Genomic DNA, 17565 nt, shown 5'->3' with positions numbered 1-17565 from the left:
AACGTCCACGCCCAACAGGACATGCGCCGAATCTGTAGAACCTGGGGAGGAACGTTCCAGCCTATGCATCACTGCAATGTGTTTTGCAATGACATGGGCAGGAGATCGCCAAAGGACATAGCACTTCACCCCGCCCCCATGACGCGCTACGAAGGTTACAGATGCAACAGCTTTCCGCCAAAGAGCACGGCCTGATTGCCGCAATTGACGCCGCCGCGATGCTGGCCCGCGTCGAACGGTGGTGCGCCATCAATACCGGCACCGGCAACCTTTCCGGCCTCGCCCGCCAGTGGGATCTTCTGGCCGATGCATTTTCTGCCTTGCCGGGCATAGTGCGCAAGGTCGAACCCGCAACCGTCACTGCAATCGCGGCAGACGGAAGCGAGGTGCAAACGGCCAATGGCGCGCATCTGGTCCTGTCCGTCCGGCCCGATGCGCCGCGCCGCTATCTGCTGACGGGCCATATGGACACGGTATTTGCGCCCACGCACCCGTTCCAGACATTGACATGGCTGGATAGCGAAACCCTGAACGGACCCGGCGTGGCCGATATGAAAGGCGGCATCGCCGTAATCCTTGCCGCCCTGACCACATTTGAAACCAGCCCCGCCGCCGCGCAAGTCGGCTATGACGTGCTGATCAATGCGGACGAGGAAACCGGCAGCTTGTCATCGGCTGCGCTCATTGCCGAACTGGCATCGGGCAAAGCCGCAGCGCTGACCTATGAACCCTCTGCCCTGCCAGATGGCACATTGGCAGGAGAGCGCCCCGGCAGCGGCAATTACAGCGCCGTCATCACCGGCCGTAGTGCCCATGCCGGACGCAATCCGCAGGACGGGCGCAACGCCATCCTTGCAGCGGCTGATCTTGCCCTGCGCCTGAAAGCGCTTGAAGAACCGGGCCTTACCGTCAATCCTGCCAGAATCGATGGCGGCAGCGCCAACAATGTCGTGCCCGATCATGCGGTGCTGCGTTTCAATGTGCGCCCGCGCTTGCCTGAAATGGCCCAAGCTTTCGCAGCGTCCCTGCGCGAAGCTGTGCGCGTGATCGAAAAGCTGCATGATGTCTCCATCCACCTCCACGGCGGCGTGTCCCGCGCGCCCAAACCTTTGACGGCCGAGGCCGAAGCCCTGTTCGGTCTGGTGCGCGAATGCGGGCAGGCGCTGGGCCAGCCGATCCGCTGGCAGGCATCGGGCGGAGTGTGCGACGGCAACAACATTGCCGCATGCGGGGTGCCTGTTGTCGATACGATGGGCGTGCGCGGGGGCGCAATCCATTCGGATCAGGAATACCTGATCGTGCCGTCCTTGGCAGAACGTGCCGCATTATCGGCGCTGGTTCTGCACCGGCTATCTGGGGGAAGCTGATGACATTCCGTATTCGCGCCGCGCGCGCCAGTGATCTGCAATCGCTGTATGAAATGGCCAAGCTTACCGGCGGCGGCTTCACCAATCTGCCCGCAGACCGCAAATCGCTGACCACCAAGCTTGAGCGCGCCTGCCAGGCCTATGCCAACAAGGAGGATGGCGATCCGCAAAATCTGAAAGATGAACTGTTCGTGCTCGTGCTGGAAGACAGCGCCACCGGCGAAGTGCGCGGAACGTGCCAGATCTTTACCAGCGTGGGGCGGCAGTGGCCGTTCTATTCCTATCGCAAGGCCACGCTGACGCAGCATTCCAAGGAACTGAACCGCACCTTCCGCGCCGAGATGCTGGGCCTTGTCACCGATCTTGAAGGATCAAGCGAAGTCGGCGGCCTGTTCCTGCATCCATCGGAACGCGCAGGGGGCCTTGGCATGTTGCTGGCGCGCAGCCGCTATCTGTTCATCGCAATGCATCGCCAACGCTTTGCCGACAAAATCCTCGCAGAATTGCGCGGCGCCATTGATGAACGCGGAGGCTCTCCATTCTGGGATGGCGTTGCGGGCCGGTTTTTCGGCATGAGCTTTCAGGAAGCAGACTATTTCAACGCGATCAACGGCAACCAGTTCATCGCCGATCTGATGCCCAAGCACCCTGTCTATATCGCGATGCTGCCCGAAAGCGCGCGCACAGCCATCGGCTTGCCCCACCCTTCCGGCCGCGCGGCCATGCGCATGCTTGAGGACGAAGGCTTTTCGTATGAAGGCTATATCGATATTTTCGACGGCGGCCCCACCATGACCGCACGCACCGACCGCGTTCGTTCCATCTGCGAGGCGCAAACCACAGTCGTCACCCACGTTCGCGCGCCTGAACGCGATGGCGGCGCGGTCAAGGCTCTGGTCGCAACGGGCCGCCTTGCCGATTACCGCTGCACTTTTGCCGAAGTTGCCAATACGCCCGATGGCCTTGTGCTTGATCCGGTTGCAGCCGCTGCACTCGACGTCTCGGCAGGCGATATGGTCTGGCACATCCCGCGATAAGCGCGCCCCCTGATTTTGGAAATGGTTCATGCCCCTCGTTGAAATCAACTTCGATGGCCTTGTTGGCCCAAGCCACAATTACGCGGGCCTCAGCCTTGGCAATCTGGCTTCGGCAAGTCATGCGGGCGAGGCATCCTATCCGCGCGCTGCCGCCCTGCAAGGCATTGCCAAGATGCGCCATAATATGGGCCTTGGCCTGATGCAGGGCCTGTTTGCGCCCCTGCCCCGCCCCAACCCCGTACTGTTGGACGCCTTGGGCCTGAACGCGATTGACGAGGTCGATCCGGCGCAGCGCCGGTTGCGCGCTGCGGCATGGTCTGCCTCGTCCATGTGGACCGCCAATGCCGCCACGGTCAGCCCCTCGCCCGATACCGCCGACGGGCGCTGCCACCTTACGGCCGCCAACCTTGTAACTATGCCGCACCGGTCGCAGGAATGGCCGGACACCGTGCGCCAGTTGCGTCTGGCCTTTGCCGACACCGCCCATTTTGCCGTGCACGATGCCGTGCCGGCGTGCTTTGGCGATGAAGGCGCGGCCAATCACATGCGGATGTGTGTGGCCCATGATGCCCCCGGCCTTGAACTGTTCGTCTATGGCAAGCCCGGCGGCGCATTCCCCGCGCGCCAGCATGAACAGGCAAGCCGCGCCGTTGCCCGCCTGCACGGGCTTGATCCCGCACGCTGCCTGTTCATCGAACAGTCGGGCGAAGCCATCGCCGCAGGGGCGTTCCACAACGATGTCGTCGCGGTTGCCAATGAACGCGTGCTGTTCACGCACGAACAGGCTTTCGCCGATCCCGAAGGCACCTATGCGGCAATCCGGACAAGGTTGCCGCAAGCAGAAATCGTCGTCGTGCCCGCCTCGGCGGTAAGCTTGGCGGATGCTATCCAAAGTTATCTGTTCAATGCGCAACTGCTCACCCTGCCAACCGGCGAAATGGGCCTCGTCATTCCGCTCGAAGCATGGGAAATGCCCTCGGTGCGAAGCTGGCTCGATGGCATGCTAGCATCCAACGGCCCCATCCGCCGCGTCCTGCCGGTGGATGTGCGCCAATCGATGGCCAATGGCGGTGGCCCTGCCTGTCTGCGGCTGCGTGTTGTTGCTGATCCTGCGACGATTGACCCGCGTTTCCTGCTGGATGAAGCCAAAGCCGCGCTGGTGGAACGCGTTGTCGCCGCACACTGGCCAGAACAGATCGACCCCGCTGATCTTGGCACACCGTCATTGGCCGAAAGCGTGATTTCAGCCCGCGCTGCGCTGCTGAATGCATTGAATCTTGGGGAACTTTCCTGATCCCTGCGGCGTACCCCATGGACAGGCCCTGTCGCTGGAATTTACAGTGAACGAAAGTTTAACAAGCAATAATCCAGCAAAACAGGGAATGGCACGATGATTGCAGTGCTTATTGGCAAAAGAGGATCAGTACCCCGAATGCTAAACAAGATTGCTCGCCTGTTCGTCATCAAAACCCGCTTCGAGGCGTTTGCGATCATCTATGCGCTGTCGCTGGGCGCGGTTGAACGCGGACAGGCCTACCTTACCCAATACCCCGGCTTTGGCGGCAAGCTGTTGTTTGCTGCTGCCACGGGCGCGGTGTTCATGGGCGGTGCAAAAATCCTTGATGCTGTGCGTATGGAACGCGAAGCTGCAGAACAAATCGCTGAAACCGCAAAGATTTAAGAGGTCGCGATTAGCAATACCGGACGCGCGCTCACATGGCGGAAATGCCACCGTCCAGCTTTAATTCGGCCCCTGTCATGAAGCGGCTTTCATCACTGGCAAGGTAAAGCACGCCCGCCGCAATATCGTCCGGAACGCCAACCCGGCCAAGCGGCACTTGGCGGGCCAGCTTGACCATCACCACTGACTTTTCAAGGTTTGCATTTGCGCTGATATCATCAAGGATCGGGGTATCAACGAACGTCGGGTGCACCGAATTGCAGCGGATATCCCAACCACGTTTGGCGCAATAGAGCGCGACCGATTTGGACAGCATCCACACCGCCGCCTTGCTGGCATTATAGCCGGGCATGGAATCCGATGCGATCAGCCCCGCGATCGAACTGATGTTGACGATTGATGCGGGCTGGCTATCGCGCAATAATGGCAGCGCCTTTTGGCAGCCAAGGAAAACGCTGTCGACGTTGATGGCAAAGCCGCGATGCCATTCCTCCAACGTGCAGGTTTCAATATTGCCGCGCACGCTCACGCCCGCATTATTGACGAGCACCGATAACCCGCCCATTTTCTCCGCTGCCAGCGCGATGGCCGCATCCCAATCAAACGGACTGGTTACATCATGGCGCATGGCAAAGGCCGTGCCTGCGCCCAGTTCGGTGTTGATCGCATCGGCTGTTGCCTTTGCGCCGTCACCGTTGATATCCGTGAGCAGAACCTTGGCACCTTCGCGCGCCAGCATCCATGCATGCGCCGCGCCAAGGCCTTGGGCAGCGCCGGTGATCAGGGCCTTCTTGCCGCTTACTCTACCCATTGGCGCTCTCCGGATGTGGTTGTTATGTTGAGGCGCCGAGGATGCCGGGCGAGAGCAACAACAGCATCCGCGTATCAATGGCATAGCCTTCGGCACGTTTGGCCGCGATAAAGCTTGTAATCTCGCTCAACACAACTCGGTGCACGGTAATGCCTTCGCCTTCCAAGCCGCCGCCTTCTGACACTTTTTCCAGATCCAGCGCACGGAACAGAGTGAAAGCTTCTGTCACCATCCCCGGCGAGGAATAAAACTCACCTAGCGATTCAACCCGGCCCGGACGATAGCCGGTTTCCTCTTCCAATTCGCGCGCGGCCGCTATGGCTGCATCCTCGTTCTCGGAACCTGCCTCATCACCGATCAACCCGGCGGGCAATTCGATGCAAGGCCGGCCCAGCGGCACGCGAAATTGTTCAACCAGCAGGACATGGCCATCATCAACCGCGAGGATCACCGCCGCCCGAATGTTGCGACTGCGCCCGACATATTCCCAGCGCCCGCGCGTTTTTGCGACAATATAGCGTCCTTCCCAACGAATTTCTTCGGGCTGGTCACGGTATTCATCTTCCAAACTCATACTTCAATCAACCTGTCAGGCAGTTCGTTGACATCATCTTTGCCGCGCGGAAAGTGTTGGCCAAGCACTTTGCCAACTTCGCCCACAGCAGCGGCCATACCTTGCGCCATGTGGCCTTGGCGCAGCGGATCAAGCATCGCCTTCATCGCATAGCCCCACGTTTCGGGTGAAACTTTGGACGCAATGGCAGCATCGGCGATAATCTCGGCGCGGTGTTCGGCAAGGCTCAGGTAAATCAATACGCCGGTGTGACCAGAGGTGCGGCTTTCTGCGCCCACCCGAAAACACGTCAGCGCGCGTTCCCGTACGCGGGCATTGCGCACCCGGCGCGGGGTGAGCCACAGGCCAAGCGGGGTAAAGCGCAGCACAAGATAGACCGTCATGAATTTCAGCGTGCCCGAAACCAACGCAAGGCCAAGCACAGCGCGCGGGGTCCATTCAAACGCCCACAGACCAAGCAGGTTTTCGATCAGCGGCAGCGTAACTCCCGCGCCAAGTTCCAGCGCGCATAGCGCTGCAAATGCCGCAAACGCGGCCCAAGCCAGCGCGACATCGCGGTATGTGTCAGACCGGGCGGTCACGATGGTCACGATTTCGCCCGCGCTATGTGCCTCGGCTGCGGCAACAGCATCGGACACCAGCTTATGGTCGGCGGCTGTCATTTTCGGTTGTGCCATCACCCGTCCCGCTTACCAGTCACCAGACGCGCCGCCGCCACCGGAATCGCCTCCGCCAAATCCGCCGAAGCCGCCGCCGCCATCGCCGCCACCACCGCCCCATCCGCCGCTTCCATGGGATGCAGAGCGCGCAATTTCGCTCAAGCCCCAAAGCACGATGCCGGGATCAATGCCGCTGCGGCGCTGGCCATATCCGCGATTGCGTCGTCCGAAGATCGCAATGGCCACAATGATCAATACGATCCAGAAAATCGCGCTGGCAAACGTCCCGCCTACGCTTGGTGATCCTTCGCGTTGTGCCGCAGCCGCCGCTTCGGCAACGGCTTTGGCGTCTGCCGGATTGCGGCTTAACTGCGTCAGGATCTGATCGACACCGGCGTTAATCCCGCCGGGGTAATCGCCCGCCTTGAAACGCGGGGTAACTGCCGATGCAATGATCCGTCCGGCCAGCACATCGGGCATGAACTCTTCCAGCCCATACCCCACTTCAATCCGCACCCGCCGATCATTGGGCGCAATCAGAAACAGCAGGCCCTGGTCCGTGCCCTGCCCGCCAACACCCCACGTGCGAAACAGTGTGTTGGTGTAATTCGCAACATCATCGCCATCGAGCGAAGCGATAGTGGCAACGATGATCGCGCGCCCGGTCTGCGCGTTATAGGCCGCAAGGCGCTGGGTCAGCGCGGCTTCCTGATCGTCAGGAATGATGTTTGCCTGATCCAGCACAGGGCCAGCAGGCTTGGGCGGCACGGCTGCGTGTGCTGTCCCGGCCAGAACCAGAAACAGCACAGCGCATGCACGAAGGAATGCCCGCAATTGGGGGAATGCCCGCAATTGGGCGGTCATATCAATTGCCCGATGCTGCCGGAGCAGGAGCCGCAGCTGCTGGCGCAGGCGCGTTCATGTCAAAATTCACTGTCGGCGCAACTTCCGAACCGGAAGCCGCCTTGAACGGAACCATCGGCTTTGCGCCATGGATCAGCTTGGCACCGATGGCGTCGGGGAAGGTACGGATCGTGGTGTTATAGGCCTGAACCGCTTCGTTGTAACGCGTGCGCGAAACGTTGATGCGGTTTTCGGTACCTTCCAACTGAACCATCAGATCAGCAAAGCGCGCCTGGCTTTGCAATTGCGGATAGTTTTCCACCACAGTGCGCAACTGGCCCAGCGCCTGCGTCAACTGGTTTTGTGCGTTCTGGAATTTTTCGAACTCGGCAGGGTTCGAAAGATCGTCCGTGGTAATGTTGATCGATGTGGCCGCAGCGCGCGCATTGGTCACGTTGGTCAGGATCGTGGTTTCAGAAGCGGCTGCGCCCTTGGCGGTTGAAACCAGATTCGGGATCAGATCGGCGCGGCGCTGGTACGAACTTTCCACATCGGCCCAGCGGGCCTTGGCCTCTTCCTCAGCCGTCGGGACCGAATTGATCCCGCAGCCGGCAAGGCTGGCGGCGGCAACAGTTGCAAACGCGATTGTGCTGAAGCGAATAGCGGCCATCGGCATCGTACCCCTTAGATGGACCGCACACGCGATCCGGTATGGCGCAAGAGATAGCGTAAGCCAGCCGCACTTCAAGGGTGTCTCGGCTTTGCAACCGATTGAGGCTTGAAGCATCAGCAATCGGCTGGCAACAAGGCCACTGCATTATAGTTAAGATTGAGTAGGGGGAAATTATGGGAATGCTCGGTGAATTCAAGACGTTCATTGCACGCGGTAATGTACTGGATCTGGCAGTTGGTGTGATTATCGGCGCTGCTTTTGGTAAAGTCGTAACTTCGCTTACCGAAAGCGTGATTATGCCGGTGGTCGGCTTCGTTTCGGGCGGGAAGGATTTTACCAACCTGTTCATTCAATTGGGTGATTTGCCTGCTGACTTTAAAGGCGATGCAGCCAGCTATGCTGACTTGAAAGCCGCTGGCGTGGCGATGATCGGTTATGGCGATTTCATCACCCAGATCGTGAATTTCGTGATTCTGGCGTTCGTCGTGTTCCTGATCGTCAAAGGCGCAAACAAGGTCATCGCCAAGCCTGTCGAAGAAGCACCTGCAGTCCCTGTTGGCCCCAGCGAAATCGAACTGCTGGCCGAAATCCGCGATGCGCTGAAGGCCAAAGGCTGAAGCTTACCGATAAAACGGATGTTAAAGGGGCGGGAGAAATCCTGCCCCTTTTCATTTGGCACAACCACCCTATATGAGGTCCTGCCGGTTCAGGCCGGCTATGGTGATAAACTGCGGCGTGCAATAGGCACAGCGGACCCGGGGGCGGTACCCGGCGGCTCCACCATCACTACAGGTTCCTTGTTGGACCTGGCCTTGTTGTCGCAAGGGTGTTGATGGGGCCGAACTAGGATCGACGTGTGTTGAAAAGCGCTGTTTTTGCCCAGGCTGAGTAACCTGTTATAGGCTCACAACTCACAAGTGCCAACGACAACGAAGCACTTGCTCTCGCAGCATAATTCTAGGGGCTAACGCCCTGAAGTTATAAAGCGTGAGCACGGTTCGGACCGAACCGGGTAACAGAATCGGAAACCGGGGGCTGGGGGCGAGCCTAGCAACAGAATCGCCCTATTTCCTCCCCACACCGCGAGCAAACCGATCGTCACCCCGGCGAAGGACCGGGGCCCATGCCCTATCGCACGACCCTGCTCTCACGTGTATTGCCTTTTTACGCAAAAAGGGCCGGATGAACCAACGCATCACCCGGCCCCATCTCAGTCTTCAAGACAATGTAAGCCGTGTAATCCTGTTCAGGTTCAGAACACCACAACTGAACGGATTGATTTGCCAGCGTGCATCAAATCAAACGCAGTGTTGATTTCTTCAAGCCCCATGACATGCGTGATCATCGGGTCGATTTCGATCTTGCCGGTCATGTACATGTCGACAATCTTGGGCACGTCCGTGCGGCCTTTGGCCCCGCCGAACGCGGTGCCGCGCCAGTTGCGCCCCGTCACAAGCTGGAACGGGCGCGTCGAAATTTCCTTACCCGCTTCTGCCACGCCGATGATGATGCTGGTGCCCCATCCGCGATGGCAGGCTTCCAGTGCGGTGCGCATCACTTCGGTATTGCCCGTCGCATCGAAGGTGTAATCCGCACCGCCGTCAGTCAATTCGACGATCTTGGCGACCGTATCTTCGCGGCTGAGGCCTTTGGAATTGAGGAAGTCGGTCATGCCGAACTTGCGGCCCCATTCTTCACGGTCGGGGTTGATGTCCACACCGATAATCTTGTTCGCACCCGCCAGACGCGCGCCCTGGATCACGTTCAGACCGATACCGCCAAGGCCGAAGATCACGACATTATCGCCGACTTGCACTTTGGCAGTGTTGATCACCGCGCCAACGCCGGTGGTGACACCGCAGCCGATATAGCATGACGATTGGAACGGCGCGTCCTCACGGATTTTGGCGACCGCGATTTCGGGCAGCACGGTGAAGTTCGAGAAGGTGGAGCAGCCCATGTAATGGAAGATGGTCTGGCCCTTGTATGAAAAGCGGCTGGTGCCATCGGGCATCAGGCCCTTGCCCTGCGTCGCGCGGATCGCGGTGCACAAGTTGGTCTTGCCCGACAGGCATGATTTGCACTGGCGGCATTCGGGTGTGTAAAGCGGGATCACGTGATCGCCGGGCTTGACCGAGGTGACCCCTGCGCCAACTTCGCGGACAACGCCTGCGCCTTCATGGCCCAGAACGCTGGGAAACAGGCCTTCGCTATCAAAGCCGTCAAGCGTGTAGGCATCGGTGTGGCAAATGCCGGTGGCCATGATTTCGACCAGAACTTCGCCCGCTTTGGGGCCTTCGAGGTCAAGCTCGACAATTTCGAGCGGCTGTTTGGGGGCGAACGCAACGGCGGCGCGGGTCTTCATATCTCGGTCTCCCTGTGATGTGAGCGGGGCGATAGCATAATTGCAGTGAACCTGTTAAATTGCCCAATACGATAAACACTGTTGCAAGACGAGAACAATGAGCAGCCGTTGGGATGGGTTTGATGAAGTGGTGGCCGTGGCCGATACGGGTACATTCGTGGGGGCGGCCAAACGATTGGGCACATCGACATCGCATGTGAGCCGCGCCGTGGCCCGGCTTGAGCAAAGCCTTGGCGCACAGTTTTTCCACCGCACCACTCGCGCCGTCAGCCTGACCGACACCGGACGCACACTGGTCGATCAATTCCGCCGCCTGATCGCCGAACGCGACGAAGCCATCGCCATGTTAGACCTGCAGGGCGAACCCCAAGGGCAATTGCGCATTACCTGCCCCACCGCATTGGGAGAGCGGTTCATAGCGCCGATCGTGCGCGGCTATGTCCAGCAATATCCGAAGCTTGCGGTTGATCTGGACCTGACCAACCGCGTGGTTGATTTGGTGCCAGAAGGCTTTGACCTGGCCATACGCACCGGCACTTTGCCCGACAGCCGCCTGATCCGAACCCAGGTGGCCACGCGCGGCATCGTGACATGTGCCGCGCCCGATTACCTCACACGTCGCGGTGTGCCAAAGTCTGTCGATGACCTGGAGCAGCACGAATGCTTGCTAGCCACTGCGGATGTCTGGCGCTTTCGCGTGGATGGTGAGCCCCGGACATTGCGCCCGCGCGGGCGCTGGCGCTGCAATAACGGCGAAGCGGTGGTCGAGGCGACACTGGCGGGCATGGGCTTGTGCCAATTGCCCGCGTTTTATGTAAACCGCGCCATTACGGAGGGACGGTTAACGGAAGTTTTGCAAGCCCACCGCCCCGATGACGATCCGATCTGGGCCGTCTATCCGCAGCGTCGCCATTTGCTACCCAAAGTGCAGCGGCTGATTGATCTGTTACGGCTGGATTTGCCAGTTGCTTTGTCGCCGCGCTGACAGCCGCAGCCCTGCAAAAAAAATTCGGCACTGCGATGCCAGCATGCCGTAGCGTAAGCTGCACAAGTGGCGAATTTGCGCGGGTCTCAGGGCTTTCCCTTAACGTAAAGCTGCATTAGCACAAGGCCGTCCCAGAGTCGCAGCAACGCGCAAGGAGAGGTCATTGCAAGGTTACGCCACCCACTTGTTACAAGCGCTCATCCGATGAGCAGCGCCGCATCGACGCTTGCAATAGGCCACATCGGCACGGGACTGGAACACGTTGGCGACCGCTTTGTCGCCAAGGACGTGAACGGCTGGCTGCAAGGCCGCACAATGTATGGCGGGGCGTCAACATTCCTTGCCTATTCCGCCATTCGCAAGGCCATCCCTGATCTGCCATCGTTGCGTGCTGCGCAGATCGGCTTTGTCGCTCCGGTGGGGGCAGATGTGGAAATTGCGGTCAGCGTGATGCGCCAAGGCAAAAACATCAGCCAAATCCAGACCGACCTATATTGCGAGGGCACGCTAGCCCAGCGAGGGATGTGGATCTTTGGCGGCGCACGGCCTGCGAATGGTTCAGTGACGGCCAGCAAGGTCGCTGGCTTAACCCCGGTTGAAGAGCGCGAGCCAATTCCGACCCCGGCCGGGCAACACTTCGTTCAAAATCTCGAAATGCGCTATGCCGAAGCCAAAGGCGGTGAGCGCCCCGGCGTGGTCAGCCGCTGGATACGTTTGAAGGACCGCGACGGCCTTGATACGATGGCCGAACTTGTCTTGCTGGGCGATGCCTTGCCGCCCGGTTCGATCCGCGCAATGGAGCGCAGCGGACCGATCAGTTCCATCAACTGGGCCTTCACGCTGCTGGGCGACAAGCCAGCCACACGCGATGGTTGGTGGCTGCTGGAATCAACATCGAACCACATGGCCGAAGGCTTTGACAGCGAAACCATGCGGATGTGGAATGCAGATGGCGTAGAAGTGATGCGCGGGCTGCAAAGCGTCGCGATATTCGGGTGATGGAGCCGACCTGATGAACCTTGCTGATCCTGCATCGCTAGGCCTTGATAGCGCCCGCCTTGACCGGATCGGCGCATTCCTGGACGAGCGATATGTGACCACTGGCCGCTTGCCGGGCGTTGACCTGCTGGTCGCGCGGGAGGGTCAGGCGGTCTATCGCCACACCTCGGGTTCGGCGCGCGCCGACGGCACGCCCATGGCCGCTGACAGCATTTTTCGCATCGCATCGATGACCAAGCCGCTAACAGCCGTGGCCTTCATGATGCTGGTGGAAGAAGGCAGGATTGCGCTAGACGACCCGGTGACGAAAGTTGTGCCGGAATTTGCCAATCTGGGCGTTTATACAGGCGGCGGCGGAGAGATGGATTTCTTTCCCGCCAGACCTGCTCCGGCCATGCGGATGGTCGATCTGCTTACGCACATGTCCGGCCTGACTTATGGTTTGCAGAACCGCACCAATGTCGACGCGGCATATCGCAAAGGGCGGTTGGACGGACACCCAAGCCTGCCGGGCAATGATCACTTCATCGCCGAACTGGCCAAACTTCCGTTGGAATTTGAACCGGGGCAAGGCTGGAATTATTCGGTCGGCAGCGATGTGCTCGGCGTGATCGTCGCGCGGCTTTCGGGGATGAGCTTGGGCGAATTTTTCGCAAAACATTTATTTGCGCCGCTGGGCATGGTTGATACCGCCTTTTCCTGCCCGTCAGACAAAGCGCACCGGCTGACCGATGCCTTCGCTTACCGCAAAGGTGAGGCGCCGCCGCTCTTTGATTCCGCCATAAAATCTAGCACCTTGCGCGACGCGCGGTTTGAAAGCGGCGGAGGTGGGTTGCTGTCGACCACAGCTGATTACCACCGCTTTTGCCAAATGTTGGTGAATGGTGGCGCTGTGGACGGTGTCCGCATCCTCAGCCCCAAGACGCTGCAATTGATGACTGCCAATCATTTGCCCGGTGGCGCAGACCTGACCCAAGTCTCGCGATCACTGTTCAGTGAAGCGTATAATGCAGGCGCAGGCTTCGGCCTTGGCTTTGGCGTGACCATCGATCCCGCGCGCGCCTTGGTGCCGGGCTCTGTTGGCGAGTTTTATTGGGGCGGAGTTTTTTCAACCGCGTTCATGGTTGATCCGGTCGAGAAGCTGCACATGGTATTCATGACGCAGCTTTACCCCTCATTCGTTTACCCCATCCGGCGTCAGTTGAAGACGCTGATCTATAGCGCGCTGACCACAAGCCGCGCCTGAACTGGAGAGAGCCGATGTCCGAAGCAATACCCGGTGCGAAAGAGCACATCGACGCCGCCCGCAAGCTGGCCGCAACGATTGACGACATTCCTGCCGATACCGCCCTGCTGCCAATCGCCAGCGTTGGCGTGATTGGTGCAGGCACAATGGGCGGCGGCATCACGATGAATTTCCTGACCGCCGGTATCCCTGTAACCATCGTGGAAATGACGCAGGAAGCGCTTGATCGCGGCGTTGCGACGATGGCCAAGAATTACGAAAACACCGTAAAGCGCGGCAAGATGGAGGCCGCCGATGCGCAGGCCGCAATGGGCCGCCTTACGCCGTCGCTCGATTTTGGTGCGCTGGCCGATGCCGACCTGATCATCGAGGCTGTCTATGAAAGCATGGACGTGAAGAAGGACGTGTTCGGCAAACTGGACAAGGTGGCAAAGCCCGGCGCGATTCTCGCATCGAACACCAGCTATCTTGATGTGAACGAAATTGCCGCTGCAACGGGCCGTCCCGAAGCAGTTCTGGGCATGCACTTCTTCTCGCCCGCCAACGTGATGAAACTGCTGGAAGTGGTGCGCGGGGCAAAAACCGGCGCGGCCCAACTGGCAACCGTCATGGCGCTATCGGTCAAAATTGGCAAAGTGCCGGTCGTTTCAGGCGTATGCCATGGCTTTATCGGCAACCGCATGCTCAGCCCGCGTCAGGCACAAGCCCTTGCGCTGATCATGGAAGGCGCAAATTACTGGGATGTGGACGAAGCCTTGCTCGAATTCGGCTTCCCGATGGGGCCGTGGCAAATGGCCGATCTGGCGGGCCTCGACATTGGCTGGCACCGCGATCCCGCACGCATTGAATCTGTGCGCGATGCCCTTTGCGCAGCAGGGCGCTGGGGCCAGAAGACCAAAAAGGGCTTTTACGATTACGACGACAACCGCCAGCGCACGCCGTCTGACGAAGTGAAGGCCGTGATCGCGCAATTCGCCGCAAAAGAAGGCAAACCACAGCGCGCAATCGACAAGCACGAGATCCGCGAGCGCTTGCTCTATTCCATGATCAGCGAGGGCGCTCTTATCCTTGACGAAGGCATTTCACAGCGGGCGAGCGACATCGATACGGTGTGGCTCAACGGTTATGGCTGGCCAGCGTGGACCGGCGGGCCGATGTTCTGGGCCGATCACATCGGGCTGGATACGGTTGTCGCTGGCTTGAAAAAGCACGGGCTTCCGGTCGCTCCGCTGCTGGAGCGCAAAGCGGCGGCTGGCGAAAAATTCAACGCCTGAACCCCATTCAATCAAAAGGAGCTTCACGATGCGTGACGCCGTAATCGTATCTGCTGCCCGCACACCCATTGGCCGTGCCTACAAGGGGGCGTTCAATGCAACGCCGGGGGCATCGCTGGGCGCGTTATCGCTGCAAGCCGCCGTCGCCCGCGCAGGGATTGATCCTGCCGAAGTGGATGACGTGCTGTGGGGCAGCGCGCTGCAACAAGGTGAGCAAGCCGCCAATATCGCGCGTCTGGTGGCGCTGAAGGCAGGCCTGCCGGTGACCACATCGGGGATGAGTATGGACCGCCAATGCTCATCGGGCCTGATGACAATCGCCACTGCATCAAAGCAAGTCGTGATCGACCGCATGGACGTGGTGGCAGCAGGCGGTCAGGAATCGATCAGTCTGGTGCAGACCAAAGAAATGCGCATGGCCTTCGATCCCAGCCTGATGGCGATGCACAAGGCGATCTACATGCCGATGCTGCAAACCGCCGAAGTGGTTGGCAAGCGCTATGGCATTTCCCGCGAGGCTTGTGACGAATACGCCTTTCAATCGCAAATGCGCACCGCAGCAGCGCAAGCGGCGGGCAAGTTCGATGACGAGATCGTGGCGGTTGATACCCGCATGGGCGTGCAGAACAAGGAAACCGGCGAGGTCACCTTTCAGGATATCCACCTGACCAAGGATGAAGGTAACCGCCCTTCAACCACGCTGGAAAGCCTGACCGCGCTGAAGCCCGTGATCGAGAGCGGCATCGTAACCGCAGGCAACGCCAGCCAGCTTTCCGATGGATCAGCCGCCGTGGTGATCATGGAAGCCGCCCTTGCCGCAAAGCGCGGGCTGGCTCCGCTTGGCCGTTATGTCGGCATGGCGGTTGCAGGCACTGAGCCGGACGAAATGGGCATCGGCCCGGTCTTCGCTATACCCAAGCTGCTATCGCGCTTTGGCCTGACCATGGCTGACATCGGACTGTGGGAACTGAACGAGGCCTTCGCGGTGCAAGTGCTGTACTGCCGCGACAAGCTGGGCATTCCCGATGACCTGCTCAACGTCAACGGCGGCGCCATCTCTATCGGTCACCCTTATGGCATGACCGGCGCGCGCGGCGTGATGCACGCCCTGATCGAAGGCAAACGCCGTGGTGCAAAGCACGTGGTCGTGACGATGTGCGTCGGCGGCGGCATGGGCGCGGCAGGACTGTTCGAGGTCTTGTAAGCGCGGCTTAAGTGACCCCCGCCTCGGCCTTGCCGGGTGCGGGGGAAAAGCCGTTGAGGCCAAGCCACCATTGCAGAGCGATTACGGCGCCTTTGGCGGGCTGTAACAGCGCTATCAGCAAAGTCACGGCCATCACGGCAACGATGATCATCATCACCCAACCCGGAATTGCCGTGTTCAGGCCCAGTTCGATGATCACCGGGGCCATGATGTGGCCGGTGAGCAGAATCGAAATGTAGGGCGGAATGTCGTCTGCCGCGTGCAGCGTCCAGTTCTGATTACACCTGCGGCAGCGCTCAACCGGTTTAAGGAAGCGCGCAAACAATTGCGTTTCGCCACAGCGCGGGCATTTGCCCTTTATGCCGCGCCACAACGCCCCGCCAACCCCCTGTGGGAGCATAGCGAGGTTTATCGGCAGGGCGGCGGTAGGCATTTTTTGTGTGCCTTATGTCTTGGCGAACGGGTTTTTCGGGCTGCGCAGCGTAAGGCGGATCGGCACGGCATCAAAACCGAGTTCGCGGCGCATGCCGTTGATCAGATAACGCCGGTAGCTTTCGGGCAATTGATCGAGACGGGTGCCGAACAGGACGAAGCCTGGGGGGCGCGTCTTGGCCTGCGTGATATAGCGCAGCTTGATGCGGCGGCCACCGGGCGCGGGTGGTGGATTGGCAGCGAGCGCATCATCGAACCAGCGGTTGAGCGCGGCAGTGGGCACGCGCTTTGACCATGCGGCGCGGATTTCGAACGCGGCGGAAAGCATTTCATCAAGGCCCTTGCCAGTGCGGCCCGAGATGGCGAGCAGCGGAACGCCGCGCACCTGCGCCAAGCCGTCTTCCAATGCTGCGCGGATGCCCTGGAACAGGCCCGATGGATCTTCGGCGATGTCCCACTTGTTGATGCAGATCATCAGCGCGCGCCCTTCTTCGAGCACCATCGAGGCGATCTTGAGGTCCTGATGTTCCAGCCCGCGCGTGGAATCGAGCATCAACACGACGACTTCGGCAAAGTCGATGGCGTGGCGCGCATCGGCGACCGACATCTTTTCCAGCTTGTCGACAACGTTCGACTTTTTACGCATGCCTGCCGTGTCAATCAGGCGGACGGGGCGATAGCCTTCGCGCTTGGGATCAAACCACTGCCAGTCAATCGCAATCGAATCGCGCGTGATACCTGCTTCCGGCCCGGTCAGCAGGCGGTCTTCGCCGAGCATCTTGTTGATCAGCGTAGATTTGCCCGCGTTCGGGCGTCCGACGATAGCAAGTTTGAGGACCGATTCGGGATCGAACTCCTCTTCATCGTCAAGCGAGGGGATGTCGTCGTCGTCAGCTTCGGCTTGCTTGGCTTCGATCAGTGGACGCAACGCTTCGAATAGATCGGCAAGGCCTTGCCCGTGCTCGGCCGAGAAAGCGATAGGTTCACCAAAGCCCAGAGAAAAGGCATCAAAAATGCCGGGATCACCCTGACGGCCCTCGGCCTTGTTGGCCATCAGCACGATGGGAACGCGGTTCTGGCGCAAATAGCGGGCGATTTCCTCGTCAAGTGGAGTGACACCTGCGCGCGCATCGATGACGAACAGAGCAACGTCTGCGCCCACCAGCGAGGCTTCGGTCTGCTTGCGCATCCGGCCCGTCAACGTATCGGGATCGGTGTCTTCCCAGCCTGCCGTATCGACGATGGTGAAATCGAGGCCGAGCAGCGTGGCATCGCCAAAGCGGCGGTCACGTGTGACGCCGGGCTGATCATCGACCAGTGCGAGCTTTTTGCCGACGAGTCGGTTGAAAATGGTGGACTTGCCCACGTTAGGGCGTCCGATAATGATAACCTGTGGGCGCATGGGCCTCCCGTGG

Annotated in this window: 17 protein-coding genes, 1 other RNA gene and 1 pseudogene; 11 read left to right on the top strand and 8 right to left on the bottom strand. The window is 59.9% G+C overall.

The features are described 5' to 3' along the window. The first annotated feature begins 161 nt into the window (after nucleotides 1-161). From B7Y89_RS06410 to B7Y89_RS06395, 4 genes are all read left to right on the top strand, one after another. Nucleotides 162-1367, top strand: a complete 1206-nt coding sequence (locus tag B7Y89_RS06410; protein ID WP_292936854.1) for a hydrolase — start codon at nucleotides 162-164, stop codon at nucleotides 1365-1367. Continuing rightward, nucleotides 1367-2404, top strand: coding sequence for an arginine N-succinyltransferase (locus B7Y89_RS06405; protein ID WP_292936852.1), 1038 nt, complete (start codon nucleotides 1367-1369; stop codon nucleotides 2402-2404). The genes B7Y89_RS06410 and B7Y89_RS06405 overlap by 1 nt, the downstream gene beginning before the upstream one ends. Before the next feature lie 28 nt (nucleotides 2405-2432). Next, nucleotides 2433-3698: an N-succinylarginine dihydrolase gene (locus B7Y89_RS06400; RefSeq protein WP_292936851.1), complete on the top strand. Its 1266-nt coding sequence runs from the start codon at nucleotides 2433-2435 to the stop codon at nucleotides 3696-3698. Between the two features lie 138 nt (nucleotides 3699-3836). Further along, the gene (locus tag B7Y89_RS06395; RefSeq protein WP_292936849.1) at nucleotides 3837-4085 is read left to right on the top strand and encodes a hypothetical protein; all 249 of its coding nucleotides are present in this window, start codon (nucleotides 3837-3839) and stop codon (nucleotides 4083-4085) included. 31 nt (nucleotides 4086-4116) lie between these two features. Here the strand turns inward: B7Y89_RS06395 and B7Y89_RS06390 are convergent, their stop codons facing one another. Genes B7Y89_RS06390 through B7Y89_RS06370 form a run of 5 tightly spaced genes read right to left on the bottom strand, consistent with a single transcriptional unit; the run spans nucleotide 4117 to nucleotide 7642 of the window. Then, complete coding sequence (locus tag B7Y89_RS06390; protein WP_292936847.1) at nucleotides 4117-4896, bottom strand: SDR family oxidoreductase; 780 nt, start codon at nucleotides 4894-4896, stop codon at nucleotides 4117-4119. 22 nt (nucleotides 4897-4918) lie between these two features. Next, entirely contained in the window at nucleotides 4919-5470 is a 552-nt protein-coding gene (locus B7Y89_RS06385; protein ID WP_292936845.1) for an NUDIX hydrolase, read from the bottom strand. Continuing rightward, complete coding sequence (locus tag B7Y89_RS06380) at nucleotides 5467-6147, bottom strand: hypothetical protein (protein WP_292936844.1); 681 nt, start codon at nucleotides 6145-6147, stop codon at nucleotides 5467-5469. Before B7Y89_RS06380 ends, B7Y89_RS06385 begins: the two co-directional genes overlap by 4 nt. Before the next feature lie 12 nt (nucleotides 6148-6159). Continuing rightward, a complete protein-coding gene (locus tag B7Y89_RS06375) occupies nucleotides 6160-6993 on the bottom strand; it encodes a YgcG family protein (RefSeq protein ID WP_292936842.1) in 834 nt (277 codons plus the stop codon). 1 nt (nucleotide 6994) lies between these two features. Next, on the bottom strand, nucleotides 6995-7642 hold the full coding sequence (locus B7Y89_RS06370) for a LemA family protein (protein WP_292936840.1): 648 nt from the start codon (nucleotides 7640-7642) through the stop codon (nucleotides 6995-6997). A 176-nt stretch (nucleotides 7643-7818) separates the two neighbouring features. Here B7Y89_RS06370 and mscL point away from each other — a divergent pair, with 176 nt between their 5' ends. Together mscL and ssrA are read left to right on the top strand one after the other, a co-directional pair. Beyond that, entirely contained in the window at nucleotides 7819-8262 is a 444-nt protein-coding gene (gene mscL / locus B7Y89_RS06365) for a large conductance mechanosensitive channel protein MscL (protein WP_292936838.1), read from the top strand. Between the two features lie 44 nt (nucleotides 8263-8306). Next, nucleotides 8307-8675: a transfer-messenger RNA gene (gene ssrA / locus B7Y89_RS06360) on the top strand. 222 nt (nucleotides 8676-8897) lie between these two features. Here the strand turns inward: ssrA and B7Y89_RS06355 are convergent. Continuing rightward, on the bottom strand, nucleotides 8898-10010 hold the full coding sequence (locus B7Y89_RS06355; protein ID WP_292936836.1) for an S-(hydroxymethyl)glutathione dehydrogenase/class III alcohol dehydrogenase: 1113 nt from the start codon (nucleotides 10008-10010) through the stop codon (nucleotides 8898-8900). A 97-nt stretch (nucleotides 10011-10107) separates the two neighbouring features. Here B7Y89_RS06355 and B7Y89_RS06350 point away from each other — a divergent pair, with 97 nt between their 5' ends. The 5 genes and pseudogenes from B7Y89_RS06350 to B7Y89_RS06330 all read left to right on the top strand — a co-directional run bounded on the left by B7Y89_RS06350 (nucleotide 10108) and on the right by B7Y89_RS06330 (nucleotide 15718). Next, the gene (locus B7Y89_RS06350) at nucleotides 10108-10995 is read left to right on the top strand and encodes a LysR family transcriptional regulator (protein WP_292936834.1); all 888 of its coding nucleotides are present in this window, start codon (nucleotides 10108-10110) and stop codon (nucleotides 10993-10995) included. A 204-nt stretch (nucleotides 10996-11199) separates the two neighbouring features. Then, nucleotides 11200-11994: a thioesterase family protein gene (locus B7Y89_RS06345; RefSeq protein ID WP_292936832.1), complete on the top strand. Its 795-nt coding sequence runs from the start codon at nucleotides 11200-11202 to the stop codon at nucleotides 11992-11994. Nucleotides 11995-12007: 13 nt separating this feature from the next. Continuing rightward, nucleotides 12008-13240, top strand: coding sequence for a serine hydrolase (locus B7Y89_RS06340; protein WP_292936830.1), 1233 nt, complete (start codon nucleotides 12008-12010; stop codon nucleotides 13238-13240). A gap of 35 nt (nucleotides 13241-13275) precedes the next feature. After that, nucleotides 13276-14514 (top strand): annotated as a pseudogene (locus B7Y89_RS06335) (3-hydroxyacyl-CoA dehydrogenase NAD-binding domain-containing protein); the annotation flags it as partial. Nucleotides 14515-14542: 28 nt separating this feature from the next. After that, nucleotides 14543-15718, top strand: coding sequence for an acetyl-CoA C-acyltransferase (locus tag B7Y89_RS06330; protein WP_292936828.1), 1176 nt, complete (start codon nucleotides 14543-14545; stop codon nucleotides 15716-15718). A 7-nt stretch (nucleotides 15719-15725) separates the two neighbouring features. Here the strand turns inward: B7Y89_RS06330 and B7Y89_RS06325 are convergent, their stop codons facing one another. Continuing rightward, nucleotides 15726-16151 carry a DUF983 domain-containing protein gene (locus B7Y89_RS06325; protein WP_292936826.1) on the bottom strand — a complete coding sequence of 142 codons (426 nt, stop codon included), beginning with the start codon at nucleotides 16149-16151 and terminating at the stop codon, nucleotides 15726-15728. A gap of 12 nt (nucleotides 16152-16163) precedes the next feature. Then, the gene (gene der / locus B7Y89_RS06320) at nucleotides 16164-17552 is read right to left on the bottom strand and encodes a ribosome biogenesis GTPase Der (RefSeq protein WP_292936824.1); all 1389 of its coding nucleotides are present in this window, start codon (nucleotides 17550-17552) and stop codon (nucleotides 16164-16166) included. Nucleotides 17553-17565: the final 13 nt, after the last annotated feature.

This window comes from Novosphingobium sp. 32-60-15 (assembly GCF_002280675.1).
In the GTDB taxonomy this organism is placed as follows: domain Bacteria; phylum Pseudomonadota; class Alphaproteobacteria; order Sphingomonadales; family Sphingomonadaceae; genus Novosphingobium.
This window is presented reverse-complemented; position numbering and strand designations above follow the sequence as displayed.